Source organism: Rubellimicrobium thermophilum DSM 16684 (genome assembly GCF_000442315.1).
In the GTDB taxonomy this organism is placed as follows: Bacteria; Pseudomonadota; Alphaproteobacteria; order Rhodobacterales; family Rhodobacteraceae; genus Rubellimicrobium; species Rubellimicrobium thermophilum.
On record NZ_KE557320.1, the window covers coordinates 1,177,681 to 1,195,674 of the forward strand.

Consider the following 17,994-nt stretch of genomic DNA (forward strand, 5'->3'; position numbering starts at 1 on the left):
GCCGGATCCCGTGATCCCAGCACACAGGACAGGAGCGGAAGACGATCCATGAAGGCCTTTCTGGCGGGTGCCGTCATGATGGGTCTGTCGGGCGCCGCATCCGCACAGCAGATCCTGCGAATCGGCACCGAGGTTTCCTATCCGCCCTTTGCCTTTCTCGACCCGCAGGGGGACATCGCCGGTTTCGAACGCGATCTGGCCGAGGCCCTGTGCGCCCGTGTCGCGGTCTCCTGCCGCTTCGCCGTCACGGACTGGGAGCGGCTCATTCCGGACCTGCTGGCAGGCCGCCATGACGCGATCCTGGCCGGCATGAACATCACCCCTGAACGCGAGGCCCTCATCGACTTCACCCAGCCCTATCTGCCACCCCCCCTCGCGGTCTATGTCGCGCGATCGCCCGATGCCGACATCCGGACGGGCGTGATTGCGGCCCAGGCGGGCACGATCCACGCGGCCCATGTCGCGGAATCCGGCGCGCGCCTTCTCGAGGTGGCGACGCCGGCCGCAACCCTCGCCGCCATCCGCCGGGGCGAGGCCGATGCCGCCATCGGGCCCCTGGCCTATCTGGGCCCTGCGGTGACCGCCTCGGGCGGAGATCTCGTCCTGATCGGCGATCCGTTCCCGCTCAATGGCGGGGTGGGCATGGGCTTCCGGCCAGAGGACGATGCCCTGCGCGCCCGCTTCGACGCGGCCATCGGCGCCATGAAGGCCGATGGCAGCCTGAACGCCCTGATCACCGAGTGGTTCGGCCGCGACGCCGCAACCTTCTGACGGGAGGACCACGCCGCTTCGGCCGGCAGCCCAGACCCATGTGCGACGATCCTGCCACCCTCAATGATCTGCTCTGGTTCGCCTGCTACCTGACCACGGGCAAGCATCTGGCGTTCTACATCTCCTTCGGGACGGTGCTGCTGCTGCTTGCGGTCACGGCGCCAGCGGCGCTGGGCCTCGGCTTTGTCGGGGCAGTGGCGGCCCGCTCGCGCATCCTGCCGCTGTCCTGGCTCGGCAGGGGTTACATCGCCATCGTCCGGGGCGTCCCGGACATCGCCTTCTTCATGTTCTTCGTCATCGCGCTGGATCAGGGTCTCGAATATCTGCGCCATCACATCCTCTGCCCCGACTGGGATCAGCCGGTGCGGCAGGGCAACGACTTCCTTGTCTGCCCGGCTGCCAAGCTGCCCCTCTCGACGGCGCCGCAATGGCTGCACGAGGTTTACGGCTTCGTGCTGGCCGTGGTGACCTTCGCGATCGTCTTCGGCGCTTTCGCGGCGAATGTCCTCTTCGGGGCCATGCAGGCCGTGCCGCGTGCCCAGATCGAGACGGCCGAGGCCTATGGCATGACCCCGCGCCAGGCCTTCCGCCGCATCCTCGTGCCGCAGATGTGGGTCTATGCGCTGCCGGGGCTGTCGAATCTCTGGATGGTGCTGATCAAGGCCACACCGCTTCTGTTCCTGCTGGGTGTGCGCGATATCGTCTACTGGGCGCGTGAACTCGGCGGGAGCAAGACGCCCCAGTTCACGGCTTACCCGCATGGCGACTGGCGGATGTGGTATTTCCTGTTCCTGCTGGTGTTCTATCTCGGCCTCACCCGCCTGTCCGAGACGGTCCTGAACCGCCTGATGGACCGTCTGACCCATGGTCAGGCCATGGCCGGTGGCGAGGCGCAGCGCCGCACTGCGGCCGCGGGGGCGGCATGACCTGCGGGGAGGCGATCCAGGCCTATGCCTTGCGCTCGCTGGGGCTCGGCGAACGGCTGCTGCCGACGGCGGACATCACCCTCTGCCAGCAGATGGTGCTGATCGGCTCGGGACTGATCTGGAATGTCTATTTCGGCGCGGTGGCGCTTCTGGCGGGGTTCTTCCTGGCCACGGCCGTGGCGCTGGGCAGGGGCTCGCGTCATCCCTGGCTGCGCAGGCCCTGCGAATGGTTCGTGTTCGTGTTCCGCGGCTCGCCGCTCTTCATCCAGTTCTTCTTCGCCTATTTCCTGTTCCTGTCGCTCAAGGGGTCGTTTCCCGCGCTCTCGCCGCTGACATCGGCCTGGCTCGGCGCGACGGTGGTGCTGTTCCTCAACACGGCCGCCTATTCGGCCGAGATCTTCCACGGCGCGCTGCAGGCAATCCCGCGGGGCGATCTGGAGGCGGCGGATGCCTATGGCTTCACCGGCTGGGCGCGCTTCCGGCGGATCGTCTGGCCCACCATGCTGCGGCTTGCCTGGCCGGCCTACACCAACGAGGCGATCTTCCTCTTCCACGCCACCACGCTGGTGTTCTTCACCGGCTTTCCCGCCATCCAGCAGCGGGGGGACGCGCTGTATTACGCCACCTATCTCGCCGACAAGACCTTCAATCCCTTCGTCCCCTATCCCATCCTTGCGGGCTATTTCATCCTTCTGACACTGGCCATCATCGGCCTGTTCCGGCTCGTCTCGCTGCGGCTCAACCGCCATCTGCCGGAACGGAGCGGGCGATGGCGGGCACGGTTCCAGTTGATCCGCTGACGGTGACCCGATGACCTGGCCCCCACATCCCTAGGACTGTGCCCGCCGACAGATCCCTTTTCCCATCTCCGAAGGTGACATCATGAGCTGGCTCGACCAGCATCCCGAGGTCCGGCACCTGCGCTGCGGTGCCGTGGATCTCAACGGACAGGGGCGCGGCAAACGCTTTCCCGTCCGCTTTGCCCGCAAGCTCGAGGAGGAAGGGACGCGCTTTCCCCTCTCGGTGCTCAACCTGGACATCTGGGGCGAGGATGTGGAGGATTCCCCCCTCGTCTTCGAGATCGGCGATCCCGACGGCATCCTGAAGCCGACCGAGCGGGGTTATGTCCCGATGCCCTGGCTTCCCGTGCCGACGGCCCTGCTGCCGATGTGGATGTTCAGGGAGGACGGCACCCCCTTCGAGGGCGATCCGCGCCACGCCCTGCGGGTGGTGATCGAACGCTATGCCGCGCGCGGCCTGACCCCCGTCGTAGCCACCGAGCTGGAATTCTACCTCGTGGATGACAGCGACGGCGAGATCCGTCAGGCTCCCTCCCTGCGCTCGGGCAAGCGCCGGCCAGGGGCCGAGATCCTGTCCCTGCGGGCGCTCGACGCCTTCGACGCCTTCTTCAACGAACTCTACGACGCCTGCGAGGCGATGGACATCCCGGCCGAGGCGGCGCTTTCGGAAGTCGGCCTCGGTCAGTTCGAGATCAATCTGAGCCATGTCCCCGACGCCCTGCGCGCCGCCGACGACGCCTGGCTGTTCAAGCAGCTCGTGCGGGGCCTGGCGCGGAAATTCGGCCTTGCGGCCAGCTTCATGGCCAAGCCCCTGCCGGATTACGCCGGTAACGGCCTGCATTGCCATTTCTCCCTTCTCGATGCGGAAGGGCGCAATGCCTTCGCCAACGGCACCTTCGAAGGCAGCCCCCTGCTGCGCCAGGCGATCGCCGGCTGCCTGCGGGGCATCCCGGATCTCACGCTGGTCTTCGCGCCGCATTCCAACAGCTATGAACGCCTCGTGCCCGAAAGCCATGCCCCCACCGGCATCTGCTGGGCCTACGAGAACCGCACCGCAAGCGTGCGCGTCCCCGGCGGCAGCCTCGCGGCGCGGCGCGTGGAACATCGCGTCGCCGGGGGTGACGTGAACCCCTATCTGTTCATCGCGGCGGTTCTGGGCTCGGCTCTCACGGGAATCGAGGACGCGCTCGATCCGCCCCCGCCCATCCAGGGCAATGCCTATGAGCAGGACCTGCCCCAGATTCCCGCCACCTGGGAGGAAGCCATCGACGCCTTCGAGCAAAGCGCCCTCGTGCGGCGGATCTTCCATCCGCAGCTCATCGAGAATTTCGTGATGACCAAGCGGCAGGAGGCCCGCTACATGGCCGAACTGACCCCACGTCAGCGGCTCGATCTCTATCTCGACACGGTCTGAGGTCGCGGCCCCCCGGGGGGTCAGCGCTCGGTCAGCTTGATCTCGATGCGGCGGTTGCGGGCGCGGCCCTCGGGCGTGCCGGATGTGTCGATCGGCTGGAACTCGCCAAAGCCGTTGGCGGCCAGCCTCTCCGGCGGGATGCCTTCGACCTCGATCATCTGCCGGACGACCGACAGCGCCCGCGCCTGGCTCAGCTCCCAGTTGTCGCGGAATTCGCCCAGACCGGACAGGGGGATGTCGTCGGTATGACCGTCCACCCGGATGATCCAGTCGAGCTGCGGCGGGATCTCGTCGATCACCTCGCGCAGCAGGGCGGCGACCTGTGCGATCTGCGCCTGCCCTTCGGGCGAGAGCGTCGCGCTGCCCGGCTCGAACAGAACCTCGGAGGAGAAGACGAAGCGGTCCCCCACCACCTGCACCCCTTCGCGGCCCTCGAGCACCCGGCGCAGATTGCCGAAGAACTCCGACCGGTAGCCCTCGAGCGAGGCGGCTTCCTCCTCGGCGCGGCGGCGGGCCTCGGCCTCCAGCTCGGCGCGCCGGCGCTGTTCCTGGGCGACGCGGGCCAGCGCGGTATTGAGCTGGCTGCCCAGCGATTCGATCTGCACCTGGGCGGCGCGGTCGGCCTCGTCGGCCAGATCCAGCAGTGTCTGGAGCGTTGCCACCTGCGCGCGCAGCTCGGCGACACTGGCATTGAGGGCGGCCATCTCGCGCCGGGCCTGTTCCGACAGGGCCTCCTGCTCGGCCAGCTCGGCCCGCGCCGTGGCCAGCAGCGCGGCCTGCCGCTCGGCCTCGGTCATGGCCCGATCGGCCTCGGCCTGCCGGGCGGCGACCTGTTCCAGCGCCTCGGCCAGACGCGCGCGCAATTCGGCCTCGCTGGCCCGGGCGGCTTCGGCCGCCTGCGCGGCCTGTTGCTCGGCTGCCTCGCGCGCCGACAGCGCCTCGGCAAGGCGGCGGGCCAGATCCTCGCGCTCGGCCCCGGCGGCCGCGGCCCTCCGCTCGGCCTCGGCCTGCTCCGCTTCCGCCTGTTCCCGGGCGAGAACGGCGGCCGCCAGTTCGATGTCGAGATCCTCGCGCGCGGCCTCGGCCGCCGCCAGAAGCGTCAGCGTCTCCTCGGCCTTCTTCCGCTCCTCCTCGAGCGCAAGCGTCATCGCCGTCAGCTCGGCATCGGCCTCCTGCAGCCGGGCCCGCAGGGCCTCGGCGGCCTCGGCCTCCACGAGGCGGGCGGCCTCCTCCTCGGAGAGGGCTGCGCGCGCCTGGGCCAGGGCCTCGCCCTGTGCGGCGGTCTGGTTGTTCAGCCTGCGCAGCAGCAGCTCGATCGCCTCGCGCCGGGCGGCGGCGAGGCCGGCCGCCTCCGTCTGGGCGTCGATCTCCTGTCTGGCCGCGACCAGGGCCTGCTCGAGCGCCTCCTGCGCCTCGACGGCCTGCGCGACCTCTCCTTCAAGTCCGGCGATGCGGGCACGATCGGCGGCCTGCGCGGCCAGAAGGGCGGCCACCTGCGCCTCGAAGGCGGTGATGCGCCCTGCCGCCTCCTCCAGCGCGGCGCGTCCGGCATCGCGCTCCTGCGTCAGCCGCTCGATCAGGGCGGCCTGCGCGGCGCCCTGATCGCGCGCGGCGGACAGGGCGGCTTCCAGCCCCGAGGCGCGCCGTTCGGCCAAGCCCAGCGCCTCGGTCAGCGAGGCGACCTGCGCGGCCAGATCCGACAGCCGCGTCTGCTGTCCGATGATCTGGTCGCGCAGTGTGAACTGGACGATGGTGAACATCGTCAGCACGAACATCAGCACCAGCAGAAGCCCCGTGAGCGCATCCACGAATCCGGGCCAGGTCGGCGCATGGCGGCGGAAGGCGGAGCGAGAGCGGATCATCGGTCTAGCGTGGCTCGTCGCGCAGGCGCATGGCACCCCGCAGGGTGCGGGTCAGGGTTGTCAACTCGGCGCGGATCTCGGCCACCGCCTCCTGCCGTCCCGCGGCGATCTCCTCGAGGATGCGCAGAAGCTGCACGTCGATCGACCGCAGGCGCATCCGGCTTTCGGCGTCGATCCCCGCCTCGGCCAGCTGCGGACCGAGCGCATTGAGCGCGGCGATGATCCGCTCCTGCCCTTCGGCGATGCGGGCGAGGGCCGGTCCCATGTCGCGCTCCTCGATGCGGCGGGCCAGATCGCCCAGCGCCGCGGCCAGATCCCCCAGGCGCCGGTCCGTCTGGGCGCGGGCGATATCGCTCTGGGTGAACATCAGCTGGAGCGATTCCATCTGCTCCGCCATGTGGTCCACCACCTGCCCGAGAACCGAGGATTCCGTTCCCCCGCCTTCCTCGCCGGCGATCGAGACGCGGGTGATCGAGGACAGCCATTCCTCCAGCTCGCGGTAGAAGCGGTTCTGCCCATGCCCGGCGAACAGCTCCAGCAGGCCGATCACCAGGCTTCCCGCCAGGCCCAGAAGCGATGAAGAAAAGGCCGTGCCCATCCCGCCGAGCTGGCTTTCGAGCCCCTGCTGCAGCCGGGCAAAGAGCTCCGCCCCGGTCTCGCCGTCCCGCGGGGTCAGGCCCCGGATCGTCTCCACCAGCGACGGCACCGTCGTCGCCAGCCCGTAGAAGGTGCCGAGAAGGCCAAGGAAGATCAGGGTGTTGGAGAGATAGCGCGTGATCTCCTGATCCTCGTCCACGCGCGTGGCCACCGAATCGAGGATGGTGCGCGTCGAGGTCGCGGTCAGCTGCATCCGCGCCCCCCTCGTGCGCAGCAGCGCCGCCAGAGGCGCCAGGATTCCCGGCGGGGGACGGATGGCCTGTCCGGGCTCGAGACTGGTGAAATCCTCGATCCAGCTGACCGAGCGCATCAGCAGAACGACCTGCCTGAAGCAGCTCAGCACACCGATGGCAAAGACCGTGAGGATGGCGGAATTGAGCCAGATATTGGTGAAGAACACCGCCTCGAGCATGCGGAAGCCGACATAGGCCCCCCCCGCGACGAGGCCGAGCACGATCAGCATGAGCGTGATCTGCCGCACCGGCTGGGAGAAATGCGGGGCCTCCGGGGGATCGCGTCTGACCATGCGTCGGGCCCGAACCTCCTTGGCGTGCTCGGCCACAGCCTAAAGCGGGGCGAAGGCGGACGGAACCCCGTTCATGAGCTCTCCCCGTCCTGGCTCACAAGGGCGCGCACCCGCCGGCACAGCGCCTCGATCCCCGGATCGGCGATCCCCATTCCGGCCAGGGCCTCGGCCGCCGCCTCCAGATAGGCGCAGTTAGGGCCGCGCTGCCCCACGGCCCGGGCGATGATGGCCGCCTGCCGCTCCGGATCGAGACGGGCATGCTGCGGATGCCCCGGCCGGATGACATAGGCCAGCGCCTCGATCTCGCGCCCGTTCTCGAGCCGCAGCGGCAGAAGGCGCTCCTCATAGGCATGGGAGACAAGCTCCCGCGCCCGCAGCGTCGCGAGGACGGCTTCGGCCTCGCCCTCGGGCAGGCGCAGCGCCAGGCCCTCGCAGACCGCGCCCGGCTCCTCCTCGAGCCCGAGCACGAGGCCCGGACACTCCGGCGTCCCGCGCCAGTGGATCGACCACAGGCAGAAGGCGCGCCGCCAGCCTGCCGCCCGCGCGCGGATCCGCTCGGCCGGGCAAAAGCCCGGATCCCAGATCAGCGAGCCATAGGCAAAGACCCACCGCTCCTGCATCGCCGCTTTCCTCTTGCCGGTCCCGCTTCTATGTCAGGCCAGACCGGCAGAGGAAAAGCCTGCATGCGCATCCTGTTCTGGATCGTCGCCACGCTTGTGGCCCTCTATGGGGGATACTGGTTCGTCGGACAGAACCAGATCGAGACGCGCGCCGCCCGGGCACTCGATGCCCTCGCGGCACAGGGCTGGGAGGTGGACCGGACGAGCCTGAACACGACAGGCTTTCCCTCGCGCTTCGACACCACGGTGACGAATTTGCGCCTCGCCTCGCCCGACGGACAGCTTGTCTGGGAGGCGCCCTTCTTCCAGATCCTCGCCCTCAGCTACCGCCCGAACGAGGTCATCGCCGTCTGGCCGCCGCAGCAGCGCCTGACGATCGGGGGACTGCCCGTGGACATCGCCGCCGAGCGCCTGCGCGCCTCGGCCCGCGTCGGCCTCTCCCCTGCCATGCCGCTGCACGAGGCGGTGATCGAGAGCGGCCCCCTTCGCGCCTCGGCCGCCAACGGGGAGATCAGCGGAGAGATCAGCCTCGCCCGCCTTCTCGCCGCCATCCGGACCGAACCGGACGGGGCCGCAGGCGCCTATGATCTCTGGCTCGAGGCGACGGATCTGACCGCCCCGGGCCTGCCCGCGCCGCTGCCGCTGCTGCGGCTCGATGCGCGGGTGCTGCTCGGAGCACCGCTCGACCGCACCCCTCGCCGGCCCGCCCCGGCTGCTTTCGCTCGACATCCGCGAGGCCCGCATCCAGCCCGGCGCCGCCTCGCTTACCGCCTCGGGCTATCTGACCGCCGATGCCGAAGGCATGCTCGAGGGCGAGCTGCGCCTTGTCATCGACGACTGGCGGGCGATGCTCGACCTGGCCGGACAGGCCGGTCTTGCGAACGGAACCTCGCAGCAGCTGCTCGAAAATGCGCTGGCCGCCATGGCCGACCCCGGGGGGCGCATCGAACTGCCGCTGACCCTTGCCGATGGCTGGGTGCGTGCGCTCGGTCTGCGGCTGGCCAGGGCCCCGCGGCTGCCTCCGGCCCCGCCGCCCGGCCCTAGCGGCAATGGCGGCTGCCGCGCCGGGCCGTATCGAGATGGAGATGGTCCTCGTGAAAAGCCGTCCGATCCGGGGCCGAGCGTGGTGCTGAAAGGCCCGCAGGCGGCACGGTGCATGGCCCGCATCGCCGGATCGTCCCAGTCCTGCGCCACGGTCAGGCGGGTTCCATCCGCCAGGATCAGCCCCGCGATGTCGATGGCCCGGCCCCGGCCATGTTCGGACAGGCGGGCCCCCGCCCGATTGTTGCGCGGCCGGCAGGCATAGTGGCCGGCCAGATGCAGCCCGGCAAGCCCCCCGCCCCGACCGGCCAGGGCCGGCCGCACCCCTTCCTGCACCCAGCTCAGCAGCGCCCGCGCCGTGGGACAGTCCATCATGGCGGCCTCCGACAGCCGCACCCCATCGACCGAACGCAGGCGCACCGGCTCCTCGATGCCGCAGCCGCCCTTGTCCCGGATGGCGGCGACCACCTCGCCCTGAAGGCGCAGATCGCCGCAGACCTGTCCGCGCAGGGCCTCGGCCCTGGCCCGTTCGGCCCGTTCGACGATGCCGGCAGGGCGGCCAGCAGGCCGCATCGCCACGGCCACCGCAAGGGGGGAATAGTCCGGGCCGGCCGGCAGGATCCCGGGCCGGATGCGGGGGCTGTAGACAGGGGGCCCATCGGGTTCGGGCGGCAGGCGTTCCGCCGGATCGGCTGGCGGCAGGGGGCGAGCCTGCGGACGCAGGGGGGCATCCTCGGCCGGGCCCGGAAGGGGTGCGCTCCGGGGACGGCCGGGGGGCCGCTCACCCTCCCAGCCGGCGATGGTCACGGGAACGGGGGGCGGCTCGGACATGGCCAGATCCGCCCGCAGGATCGGCCATGGTGCCCCGGACAGGGCGGCGCCGTCGTCCTCTGCCGCGCGCAGGGACGGGGCCTGGCGGGCCCGGGCGGGGGGCGCCTCGGCAAGGGGCAGCGGGCCGCGCAGGGCGGCAGGCGGCGGCGGCAGAAGGCCGGGCTGGGGCAATGCCGTCAGCGGCCCGATCTCGAGGATCAGCCCCCCCATGGCGATGGCCTCGCCGTCCTGCGTATCCGGACGGACTGCCGGCCGCAGGAGCGGGGCGGGCGGGGCGGTTCCGGGACGTGCCGGGGGAAGCGGCGCGATCCAGGGCGGCTCGGCCGTGGCGCCCGCCCCCCACAGCAGCAGCAGCAGGATCAGGGCCAGACGGGGGCGCTTCACTCTCCCGGCCCTGCGGCGGCGGCGCGGCCGAAATCAGGGGCGGGCGTATCCTGACCGGCTTCGATGATGCCCCTGCGGATCGCCCGCGTCCGGGTGAAATAGTCGAAGAGCAGCTGCCCGTCTCCCATGCGGATCGCCCGCTGGAGCACGAACAGCTCCTCGGCAAAGCGCCCCAGGATGTCGAGCGTCGCATCGCGGTTGGTCAGGAACACGTCACGCCACATGGTGGGGTCGGAAGCGGCGATGCGCGTGAAGTCGCGAAAGCCCGAGGCGGAATACTTGATCACCTCGCGGTCCGTGACCGTTTCCAGATGGTCGGCGACACCCACCATGGTATAGGCGATCAGATGCGGGGCATGGCTGACCACGGCCAGGACCCTGTCATGGTGATCGGCGTCCATTTCGTCCACATTGGCGCCCAGGGCGCGCCAGAAGGCCGCCAGGCGATCCACCGCCGTCCGGTCTGCGCCCTCGGGCACGAGGATGCACCAGCGGTTGTCGAACAGCGTGGCAAAACCTGCGCGCGGCCCCGAATATTCGGTCCCCGCCAGGGGATGGGCGGGGACGAAATGCACCCCCCGGGGCACATGAGGGCTGACCTGCGCGATGACGGCGCGCTTGACGGATCCGACATCCGACAGCGTCGCCCCCGGTTTCAGCGCCGGGGCGATCTCGGCCGCGACGGCCCCCATCGCCCCCACCGGCACGCAGAGCACCACGAGATCGGCGCCCTCGGCGGCTTCTGCGGCGCTTTCGCAGACGCGGTCGCACAGGCCGATTTCGCGCGCGACGGCGCGCGTCTCCGCGCTGCGGGCATAGCCCGTGATCTCGCCGGCAACACGTCCGCGGCGCATGGCATGGGCCATCGAGGAGGCGATCAGCCCCAGCCCGATCAGGGCGACACGCTCATAGATCATCGGCGTCGGCCGCTTGTCCTCCGGCTTCATCGCACACCCTTGAACTGGCCGATGGCATGGGCAACGCGCCGGCACGAGGCCTCGTCGCCCACCGTGATCCGCAGGCAGTGGGGCAGCTTGTAGGCCGCCACACGACGCACGATGATCCCTTCGCTGCGCAGATGGGCATCGCAGGCTTCGGCCTCGGCCGTGTCGGCGAACCGGGCCAGGATGAAGTTCGCGGTCGAGATGTCGGACGGCACGCCCATTTCCGCGAGTCTCCGCGCCAGCCAGTCGCGCCAGCGGGCATTCTCCGTCCGGCATCGTGTGACCCAGGCCCTGTCGCGGACTGCCGCCTCTGCCGCGGCCAGCGCGGCGGTGGACAGGTTGAACGGTCCGCGCACGCGGTTCAGCACATCGATGACGGCACGCGGGCCATAGCCCCAGCCCACCCGCAAGCCGCCCAGCCCGTAGATCTTGGAGAAGGTGCGGGTCATCACGACATTGTCCCGCTCGGCGATGAGAGCGGCGCCCGCGTCATACCCGTCCACATATTCCGCATAGGCCCCGTCGAGCACGAGCAGCGCCTGCGGAGGCAGCCCCTCGGCCAGTCGCCGCAGCTCGGACTGGCCGATCATCGTGCCGGTGGGGTTGTTCGGATTGGCGACGAAGACCAGGCGCGTGCGCCGGTTGCAGGCGGCCAGAATGGCGTCCACATCGGTCGTGCGGTCGCGTTCGCGCACCTCCACCGGGGTCGCCCCCGCGGCCAGCGCGCTGATGCGATACATCAGGAAACCATGCTCGGTATGGATCACCTCGTCCTTCGGCCCGGCATAGGCCTGGCAGAGCAGATGGATGATCTCGTCCGAACCGACCCCGCAGATGATCCGCGCCGGATCGAGGCCCCAGACCTCGCCGATCGCCTGGCGGAGGGCAGCATGATCGGTGACGGGATAGCGGTGCAGATCATGGACGGCGCGGGCAAAGGCCTCGCGCGCCACGTCCGGGGTGCCGAGCGGATTCTCGTTCGAGGATAGCTTGAGGACATTCGTGCACCCCTCGATCCGGCTTTCGCCTCCCTCGTAGAGCCTGATGTCGAGGATGCCGGGCTGGGGAAGGATGGTCATGATCGCACACGGGGACAGGCCTGCTCGGTGCGCCCTTCTAACGGCGGCCCTGCACGGATGCCACCACCATTCTGTGCCGTCATTCCAGCGCCCTGGCGATCAGGGCGGACAGGCGGGCAGGGTTGTATTCCGCCGGCAGGACCTGTGCCCGTCCCCCGCGCAGGAGGGCCAGCGTCGGAAAGCGCCGCAGCCCGATCCGCCGACCCCCTTCCCAGACCGCCTCGGCCAGAGAGCGGTCATGCAGATCCGGCAGACGCGGCGACAGGCCGATGGCGGCCAGCATGGGCGCATAGGTTGACGGATCGTTGAGATCGGCCCCCTGCTCGAAATGCGCCTCGATCACGCGGTGGGCAAAGGGCAGCGCGCAGGCGGGGGCAAGCCCCGCGACATGGGCGATGGCGATACAGGGCGGGCCGCTGTCGCCCATCACGCCCGGCTGCGTGATGAGACGGAAGAAAGCCTCGGACGGCGCCGCCCCGTCACCGCGCGCAGCTGCGCGCTTGCGGCACGGATGGATCCTTCCAGCGCCCGGTAGGGGCCCACCCGCTCGCCGGACAGAAGGCCGGCCATGACAAGGCGGATCGGCAGGCCCGGATGATCCCGCGAGACGCGACGGATCGCCGGGACGATTCCGTAGCACCAGCCGCAGAGCGGATCGAACCCATAGAGCAGCTCGGCCATGCCGCCATTCCCCCATTGCGGGAGATGGGAAGCCCTGGCCCCGCTGCAAGAGGGGACCATCGGTCCGCCCTCCCCTTGTTATCGGCTGACATCCGCATGTCGTCTGCCAGCGGCGGGCTGTTCTGGCCTTTCGGGGCCCTGCATCCCCAGATGGGTGCCGTCACCACCCCCCATCCGGGATCGCCCCCATGCCCGTTCCCTTCAGCTTTTCCTCGAACACGGTCGAATCGGACAGCTACCTGCACAGCGGCGTCTTCACGACCGGCAGCCACCCCAATGTCAACGACCCCACCTGGTTCTCGGCCGTCGCGCCGGCCCAGGCGATCGAATCCGCCTACGACGTGGACGTGTTCGCCATCACCCTTGTCGCCGGCCAGCGCTACAGCTTCGACGTGGACACCGATGGCCGCATCGACCTCCAGCTCGACCTGATCGGCCAGGACGGCCGCCTTGTGGCGACCTCCGACAATGTCGGGAGCAGCCCCGACCCCCTCCTTGTCGTGGATGTCAACCGCACCGGCACCTATTACGTCGCCGTGCGCCACGCCGCGAACGACTATGTGGACGGTGGCTTCTCCTTCCTCGCCCGGAGCGCGGCCACAGGCAGCTATGCCCTTGTCGTCTCCACGCCCTCGCTGCCCGTCCTCCAGCGCCTGACCGAAGGCGCCGACAGCCGCAGCTATTCCGACCTGTCCCAGAACGTCGCCGGCCTCGGGGGCGACGACCGGCTCTGGCTCATGGGCGGCAACGACATCGCCCATGGCGGCGCCGGCAACGACTCGCTCATCGGCGGGACGGGCGACGACGAACTCAACGGCGGCGACGGCCAGGACCGCCTCTGGGGCGAATCGGGCAGCGACGTGCTGATCAGGGGCGCGGGCAACGACAGCCTTTATGGCGGGATCGGGAATGATGCGCTGACGGGCGGGGCGGGCGCCGACATCCTGCATGGCGGCGACGGGGCCGACACGCTCTCGGGCGGATCGGGGGCCGATACGCTCGTGGGGGCCGAAGGCAACGACTTTCTCCGCGGCGGCGCGGGCGCGGACCAGCTCTACGGCGGGGCAGGCTGGGACGTGTTCCACTTCCTGCCCGGCGAATCCGTCCCCGGCGCCGAGGACGCGATCCGCGACTTCCAGAACAACGAACGCATCGACCTCTCCGATCTCGCACCGGGCACCCTCGGCTGGCGCGGGGGCCTCGGCTTCACGGCGGCCAATCAGGTCCGTGTCGTGGACGCCGGCGGCGGCTGGCAGCAGGTCCTGGTCAATCTCGATGCGGACGCGGCGGCCGAGTTCTCGCTGTTCGTGAACACCGGCGGGGCCTTCCGGCTGGCTGCCGACGACTTCCTCCTCTGACTGTCCCGTCAGGCCCTTGCCCGGAGCCGTCCCGCAAGGGGCGCTCCGGGTCTTTTTCATGGGGCGGCCTTTGGGGGTCTTGGGGCCCGTCGTAAACTCTTTCTTAACCTCTGGCTGCTAATGTCCGATTCGCGCATCCCGATCCCCCTCCGCCCGCGGAAGGCAACCCGGAGGGGGCCGGGGTGCGGACGGACGCGGGGCCGGGGTGCCTGCGCGGGCCCGTCCTCTGCTCTTTGGTGGGGTCGGTCCGGTTGCCTGCCGGCCCGCCGGGTCCCTCTCGGCCCGGGACTGCACGGATTTCCGCATGGGGAACGGGCGGTCGCATGACGATGACACATAGGGCCCCCGTTCCGGCCCACCGGCACCCCCCGCGCGGGGCAGGACGGAGCCTTGGTCCATCCGCAGCCTGCCCGCCCCACCCCGCCGGCCTCAGGTCGCCAGCACGTTGCGGAAGGCCCAGGGCTCGGATTCGTCGATGTCCTCGGGGAACAGCTCCCAGCGGTTGGAAAGGGGGGTCCAGTCCGTGTAATGCGCCTCCACGGGGCCCAGATAGGGCCTCTGGATCGCCAGGCAGCGGGCATGGTCCATCTCGTCGGCCTCGACGATTCCCGCCTCGGGGTTCTCGAGCGCCCAGACCATCCCTGCGACCACGGCCGAGGAGACCTGAAGCCCCGTGGCATTCTGCCATGGGGCAAGGCGGCGGGCCTCGGCATTCGACAGGCGGGACCCGTACCAGAGCGCGTTGCGGGCATGGCCGAAAAGAAGAACGCCGAGTTCGTCTCCGCCCTCGGTGATCTCGTCGGCCTCGAGGATCTCGTGCCGCTCCTGCTTGCGCCCTTGCCCGAACATTTCGTGCAGGCTCAGGATCGCGTCGTCGCAGGGGTGATAGGCATAGTGGCAGGTGGGGCGGAAGGCAGGGTTGACGAGGTCTCCGCCTGGTCCGGGGATGGTGTAGTAATCGGCGATCGAGATCGCCTCGTTATGGGTCACGAGGAAGCCGTATTGCGGCCCCCAGGACGGGCACCAGGTATGGACGCGGGTGATGGCGCCCGGCCGTTCGAGCCAGATCGCGGCGCGGCATCCGCTGTCATGGCGGTGGCCGTTCTCGGGGAACCAGGGTTCGAAGCTGCCCCAGCCGAGTTCCGAGGGCTGGAGGCCTTCGGCGATGAAGCCCTCGACGGACCAGGTGTTGACGAAGGTGCCGCGCGGGCGGGGGCGGTGGCGGGCCTGCGTGTCGCGCTCGGCGATATGGAGGCCCTTGACCCCCAGATCGCGCATCAGCGCGGCCCATCCTTCGCGCGTGGCGGGTGGATCGGCGGGCCGGCCGAGATCGCGGGCCAAGACCAGCAGGGCCTCCTTGCACAGCCAGGAGACCATGCCGGGATTGGCACCGCAGCAGGAAATGGCCGTGGGGCCGCCGGGGTTGCGGGCCTTCTCGTCCCGCACGGCCTGCCGCAGGGCGTAATTGGTGCGGGCGGCGTTGTCGGTGGTCTCGAAATAGAAGCCTGCCCAGGGCTCCACGACGGTGTCGATGTAGAGCACACCCCTCTGCCGGCACCAGCGGATGAGATCGAGGGAGGAGACATCGACCGACAGGTTGACGCAGAATCCGCCTTCGCCTTCGGGGAACAGGCCGGCCAGGACTTCGCGGTAGTTCTCGCGCGTGAGGCCGAGATGGAGATGACGGATCCGGTGCCGGGCCAGGAAGTTGGCGATGTCCGGGTCCGGGTCGATGACGGTCAGGCGGGCGGCGTCGTATTCGAAATGCCGTTCGATCAGGGGCAGCGTCCCCATGCCGATCGAGCCGAAGCCGATCATCACCACCGGCCCGTCGATGCGGCCATGGACAGGATGGGAGGGGGCGGTCTGGCCACGGGGGGCGGTCTGGATCATCGTCTCTCCTCTGGCACTGCTCCGGCTCCGGGCCGGGCCCGGGCTGGCGTTACCGTGGCTGCAGGTCCCCCGGGGTTCAAGGCACCCGGGGCTGTTTTCCGTCCCTCTGCGCAGGGGGGGGGGCAGCCTGCGGAGCCCATGCCTGGACAAGCCAGGGGGGCTGCACGGCATCCCGCACAGCCCCCCCGAGATCGGCGCCGGGCGCCGGATCAGCCGTTCTTGGCGTAGTATTCGACGACGAGGTTCGGTTCCATGACGACCGGATAAGGCACATCGGCCAGACCGGGCTGACGGAGGAACTTGGCGGTCATCTTGGAATGATCCACCTCGATATAGTCAGGCACGTCGCGTTCGGCGAGCTGCACGGCCTCGAGCACCATGGCGAGCTGCTTGGACTTCGGCCGCACCTCGATCACGTCGCCTTCCTTGACGCGATAGGAGGGGATGTTGACCGACTTGCCGTTCACAAGGACATGGGCATGGTTCACGAACTGGCGCGCGGCCCAGATCGTGGGAACGAACTTGGCCCGGTAGACCACGGCATCGAGCCGCCGCTCCAGAAGGCCGATCAGCATCTCGCCCGTGTCGCCCTTGCGGCGGGCGGCTTCGGCATAGATGCGCTTGAACTGCTTCTCGGTCAGGTCGCCGTAATAGCCCTTGAGCTTCTGCTTGGCGCGAAGCTGCGTGCCGAAGTCGGACAGCTTGTTCTTGCGGCGCTGGCCATGCTGGCCGGGGCCGTATTCGCGCTTGTTCACGGGCGACTTGGGACGTCCGAAGACGTTCTCGCCCATGCGGCGGTCGAGCTTGTATTTGGCAGCCGTGCGTTTGGTCACGCGCTGATCTCCTTCCATGCGGCGCCATGGGGGCGCGGTTGAAGGGCGTTGTCCTCTCTCCTTGCGGAGCGACAGGCATCCCCTCGCGGGGGCCGCCAACACCAGAGCCGCGCCCCTAGACCAGAGCCGGGCCTCCGTCAAGACACCGGGGCCGTGACATCAGGACATCAGGCGGCCTCGGCCTGCAGGATCGCCGCCTCGCTCCGGGACAGGACGCGGCGGACATAAGGACCATAGCCATGAGGGTCGGTGGCCTCCGGCAGGCGCTGGAACAGCCGGGCCCGGTCCCCCTCATCCAGGCTCGCCAGAGCCGCCGAGGCGGGATGGAAGCTCTCGGTCTCCACGCCATTGGCGAAGACGATCCCGTGCTGTGGCAGCAGCAAATGGATATAGGTCACTTCGCGGGGCCGCTCGATGGTGACGGTCCGGTCGTCCACAAGATCGCGCGCCGCGACCAGCACCTCATCGGTGGAGAACAGCGCCCGCGCGCGGGCCCCGCGCAGCACGAGGCGATGATCGGGCGAGACGAGGAGGCCCGCATCCGGCACCCCCTTGTCCAACGCACCGGCGCGCAGCCGGACGGGCGCCAGATGGGGCATCACATGCAGCCGTGCCCCTGTGATACGCCGGCGCGCCATCCACAGGATCTCGGCCATGCCGTCGTCCTTGGTCTGCACGCGGTCGCCGTCGCGCAGGGCTTCGACCGGGCGGGCCCCCTCGGCAGTCCGGATGAGGGTGCCGGGGGTGAAGCAGATCACACCGCCAGCCGAGAAGGCGGGGGCAACGGGTTCCTCCGGGATGCCGTGGCCTACCACCCAGAGCTCCACATGCCGCGGCGGCAGCGCCCCATGGGCCACAAGGAGGGGGCGTCGCCCGCCCCCGAGCGGCAACAGCGTCAGCGTCCAGGCCCGCCGTCCATCGGTCAAGGTGAGGGTCGGTCCGGTATCCCCTCCGTCGGCCCGGGCGAGGTCGTCCTCGACGGCCATCACGCCGGCCTCGCGCAGGAGCCGGCGCACCGCCCGCGCGGCGTGCCGCCGCAGATCGCCGCCCGGCTGCGCCCGTCCGAGGTCCAGCACCCCGGCCGGTCCATCCACTCGGATTGCCTCTCCGGTCCAGATCCAGGTTGCACCAACATGCAGCAGATCAAGCGGCGCCGCCCACTGCCCGTCGAGTTCGACCTGGGACCAGGAGAGCACGAATGTGCCCGCTTCCGTCCCCATGTCCTGTCTGTCCCCAGTCCTGCCTCAGGCTGCCTGCTTTTGGGATGCAGGCTTTGCCCGGATCAGGCTAGGAGAGTTGCGGGCTTCGATCAAGCAAGGCGGATACGACCTCTGGCCGATCATGGGCAGGCGTGGGAATCATGCTTCGGTCCCC

General features: G+C 69.7%; 15 protein-coding genes and 3 pseudogenes. 7 read left to right on the forward strand and 11 right to left on the reverse strand.

Annotated features, from left to right (window positions below; translation table 11 throughout):
* Positions 1-48: 48 nt before the first annotated feature.
* The 4 genes from RUTHE_RS06690 (at position 49) to RUTHE_RS06705 (ending at position 3,911) form a co-directional block, all read left to right on the forward strand.
* Positions 49-771 carry a transporter substrate-binding domain-containing protein gene (locus RUTHE_RS06690; RefSeq protein ID WP_021097576.1) on the forward strand — a complete coding sequence of 241 codons (723 nt, stop codon included), beginning with the start codon at positions 49-51 and terminating at the stop codon, positions 769-771.
* Positions 772-809: 38 nt separating this feature from the next.
* Positions 810-1,697, forward strand: coding sequence for an ABC transporter permease (locus tag RUTHE_RS06695; protein WP_021097577.1), 888 nt, complete (start codon positions 810-812; stop codon positions 1,695-1,697).
* Positions 1,694-2,497, forward strand: coding sequence for an ABC transporter permease (locus tag RUTHE_RS06700; RefSeq protein WP_021097578.1), 804 nt, complete (start codon positions 1,694-1,696; stop codon positions 2,495-2,497). The genes RUTHE_RS06695 and RUTHE_RS06700 overlap by 4 nt, the downstream gene beginning before the upstream one ends.
* A gap of 82 nt (positions 2,498-2,579) precedes the next feature.
* Positions 2,580-3,911, forward strand: coding sequence for a glutamine synthetase family protein (locus RUTHE_RS06705; protein WP_021097579.1), 1,332 nt, complete (start codon positions 2,580-2,582; stop codon positions 3,909-3,911).
* Between the two features lie 20 nt (positions 3,912-3,931).
* On the opposite strand, the gene RUTHE_RS06710 is transcribed toward RUTHE_RS06705, so the two are convergent.
* The 3 genes from RUTHE_RS06710 to RUTHE_RS06720 form a co-directional block, all read right to left on the reverse strand.
* The gene (locus RUTHE_RS06710) at positions 3,932-5,773 is read right to left on the reverse strand and encodes a peptidoglycan -binding protein (RefSeq protein WP_021097580.1); all 1,842 of its coding nucleotides are present in this window, start codon (positions 5,771-5,773) and stop codon (positions 3,932-3,934) included.
* 4 nt (positions 5,774-5,777) lie between these two features.
* On the reverse strand, positions 5,778-6,956 hold the full coding sequence (locus tag RUTHE_RS06715) for a hypothetical protein (RefSeq protein ID WP_021097581.1): 1,179 nt from the start codon (positions 6,954-6,956) through the stop codon (positions 5,778-5,780).
* Positions 6,957-7,027: 71 nt separating this feature from the next.
* Positions 7,028-7,576, reverse strand: coding sequence for a gamma-glutamylcyclotransferase (locus tag RUTHE_RS06720; RefSeq protein WP_021097582.1), 549 nt, complete (start codon positions 7,574-7,576; stop codon positions 7,028-7,030).
* A gap of 63 nt (positions 7,577-7,639) precedes the next feature.
* Between RUTHE_RS06720 and RUTHE_RS18590 the strand changes: the two are divergent.
* Positions 7,640-8,230 (forward strand): annotated as a pseudogene (locus tag RUTHE_RS18590) (DUF2125 domain-containing protein); the annotation flags it as partial.
* 1 nt (position 8,231) lies between these two features.
* A pseudogene (locus RUTHE_RS18595) lies at positions 8,232-8,528 on the forward strand (DUF2125 domain-containing protein); the annotation flags it as partial.
* Between the two features lie 161 nt (positions 8,529-8,689).
* Here the strand turns inward: RUTHE_RS18595 and RUTHE_RS15400 are convergent.
* The 5 genes and pseudogenes from RUTHE_RS15400 to RUTHE_RS06750 form a co-directional block, all read right to left on the reverse strand.
* Positions 8,690-9,658, reverse strand: a pseudogene (locus RUTHE_RS15400) (extensin family protein); the annotation flags it as partial.
* A 170-nt stretch (positions 9,659-9,828) separates the two neighbouring features.
* Entirely contained in the window at positions 9,829-10,779 is a 951-nt protein-coding gene (locus RUTHE_RS06735; protein WP_021097585.1) for a prephenate/arogenate dehydrogenase family protein, read from the reverse strand.
* The gene (hisC, locus tag RUTHE_RS06740; RefSeq protein ID WP_021097586.1) at positions 10,776-11,855 is read right to left on the reverse strand and encodes a histidinol-phosphate transaminase; all 1,080 of its coding nucleotides are present in this window, start codon (positions 11,853-11,855) and stop codon (positions 10,776-10,778) included. Before hisC ends, RUTHE_RS06735 begins: the two co-directional genes overlap by 4 nt.
* 79 nt (positions 11,856-11,934) lie before the next feature.
* Complete coding sequence (locus RUTHE_RS06745) at positions 11,935-12,282, reverse strand: thioredoxin domain-containing protein (protein WP_021097587.1); 348 nt, start codon at positions 12,280-12,282, stop codon at positions 11,935-11,937.
* Complete coding sequence (locus tag RUTHE_RS06750) at positions 12,282-12,536, reverse strand: thioredoxin domain-containing protein (protein WP_040645043.1); 255 nt, start codon at positions 12,534-12,536, stop codon at positions 12,282-12,284. Before RUTHE_RS06750 ends, RUTHE_RS06745 begins: the two co-directional genes overlap by 1 nt.
* A 188-nt stretch (positions 12,537-12,724) precedes the next feature.
* On the opposite strand from RUTHE_RS06750, the gene RUTHE_RS15405 reads away from it, so the two are divergent.
* Entirely contained in the window at positions 12,725-13,894 is a 1,170-nt protein-coding gene (locus tag RUTHE_RS15405) for a pre-peptidase C-terminal domain-containing protein (RefSeq protein WP_021097589.1), read from the forward strand.
* Between the two features lie 429 nt (positions 13,895-14,323).
* Here RUTHE_RS15405 and RUTHE_RS06760 read toward each other — a convergent pair whose 3' ends face one another.
* The 3 genes from RUTHE_RS06760 to RUTHE_RS06770 form a co-directional block, all read right to left on the reverse strand.
* Positions 14,324-15,787 (reverse strand): homospermidine synthase, encoded by a 1,464-nt coding sequence (locus RUTHE_RS06760; protein ID WP_021097590.1) that lies wholly within the window; start codon positions 15,785-15,787, stop codon positions 14,324-14,326.
* 209 nt (positions 15,788-15,996) lie between these two features.
* Entirely contained in the window at positions 15,997-16,620 is a 624-nt protein-coding gene (gene rpsD / locus RUTHE_RS06765; protein WP_021097591.1) for a 30S ribosomal protein S4, read from the reverse strand.
* A gap of 167 nt (positions 16,621-16,787) precedes the next feature.
* Positions 16,788-17,840 (reverse strand): Hint domain-containing protein, encoded by a 1,053-nt coding sequence (locus tag RUTHE_RS06770; RefSeq protein WP_021097592.1) that lies wholly within the window; start codon positions 17,838-17,840, stop codon positions 16,788-16,790.
* Between the last annotated feature and the right edge of the window lie 154 nt (positions 17,841-17,994).

Excerpts from the sequence above, each read along its gene's own strand:
- RUTHE_RS06750 (WP_040645043.1), bottom strand. The coding sequence starts at position 12,536 with ATGGCCGAGCTGCTCTATGGGTTCGATCCGCTCTGCGGCTGGTGCTAC.
- RUTHE_RS06760 (WP_021097590.1), bottom strand. The coding sequence starts at position 15,787 with ATGATCCAGACCGCCCCCCGTGGCCAGACCGCCCCCTCCCATCCTGTC.
- RUTHE_RS06690 (WP_021097576.1), top strand. The coding sequence starts at position 49 with ATGAAGGCCTTTCTGGCGGGTGCCGTCATGATGGGTCTGTCGGGCGCC.
- RUTHE_RS06710 (WP_021097580.1), bottom strand. The coding sequence starts at position 5,773 with ATGATCCGCTCTCGCTCCGCCTTCCGCCGCCATGCGCCGACCTGGCCC.
- RUTHE_RS06770 (WP_021097592.1), bottom strand. The coding sequence starts at position 17,840 with ATGGGGACGGAAGCGGGCACATTCGTGCTCTCCTGGTCCCAGGTCGAA.
- RUTHE_RS06695 (WP_021097577.1), top strand. The coding sequence starts at position 810 with ATGTGCGACGATCCTGCCACCCTCAATGATCTGCTCTGGTTCGCCTGC.
- RUTHE_RS06700 (WP_021097578.1), top strand. The coding sequence starts at position 1,694 with ATGACCTGCGGGGAGGCGATCCAGGCCTATGCCTTGCGCTCGCTGGGG.
- hisC (WP_021097586.1), bottom strand. The coding sequence starts at position 11,855 with ATGACCATCCTTCCCCAGCCCGGCATCCTCGACATCAGGCTCTACGAG.
- RUTHE_RS06715 (WP_021097581.1), bottom strand. The coding sequence starts at position 6,956 with ATGGTCAGACGCGATCCCCCGGAGGCCCCGCATTTCTCCCAGCCGGTG.
- RUTHE_RS06720 (WP_021097582.1), bottom strand. The coding sequence starts at position 7,576 with ATGCAGGAGCGGTGGGTCTTTGCCTATGGCTCGCTGATCTGGGATCCG.
- RUTHE_RS15405 (WP_021097589.1), top strand. The coding sequence starts at position 12,725 with ATGCCCGTTCCCTTCAGCTTTTCCTCGAACACGGTCGAATCGGACAGC.
- RUTHE_RS06745 (WP_021097587.1), bottom strand. The coding sequence starts at position 12,282 with ATGGGCGACAGCGGCCCGCCCTGTATCGCCATCGCCCATGTCGCGGGG.
- RUTHE_RS06735 (WP_021097585.1), bottom strand. The coding sequence starts at position 10,779 with ATGAAGCCGGAGGACAAGCGGCCGACGCCGATGATCTATGAGCGTGTC.
- RUTHE_RS06705 (WP_021097579.1), top strand. The coding sequence starts at position 2,580 with ATGAGCTGGCTCGACCAGCATCCCGAGGTCCGGCACCTGCGCTGCGGT.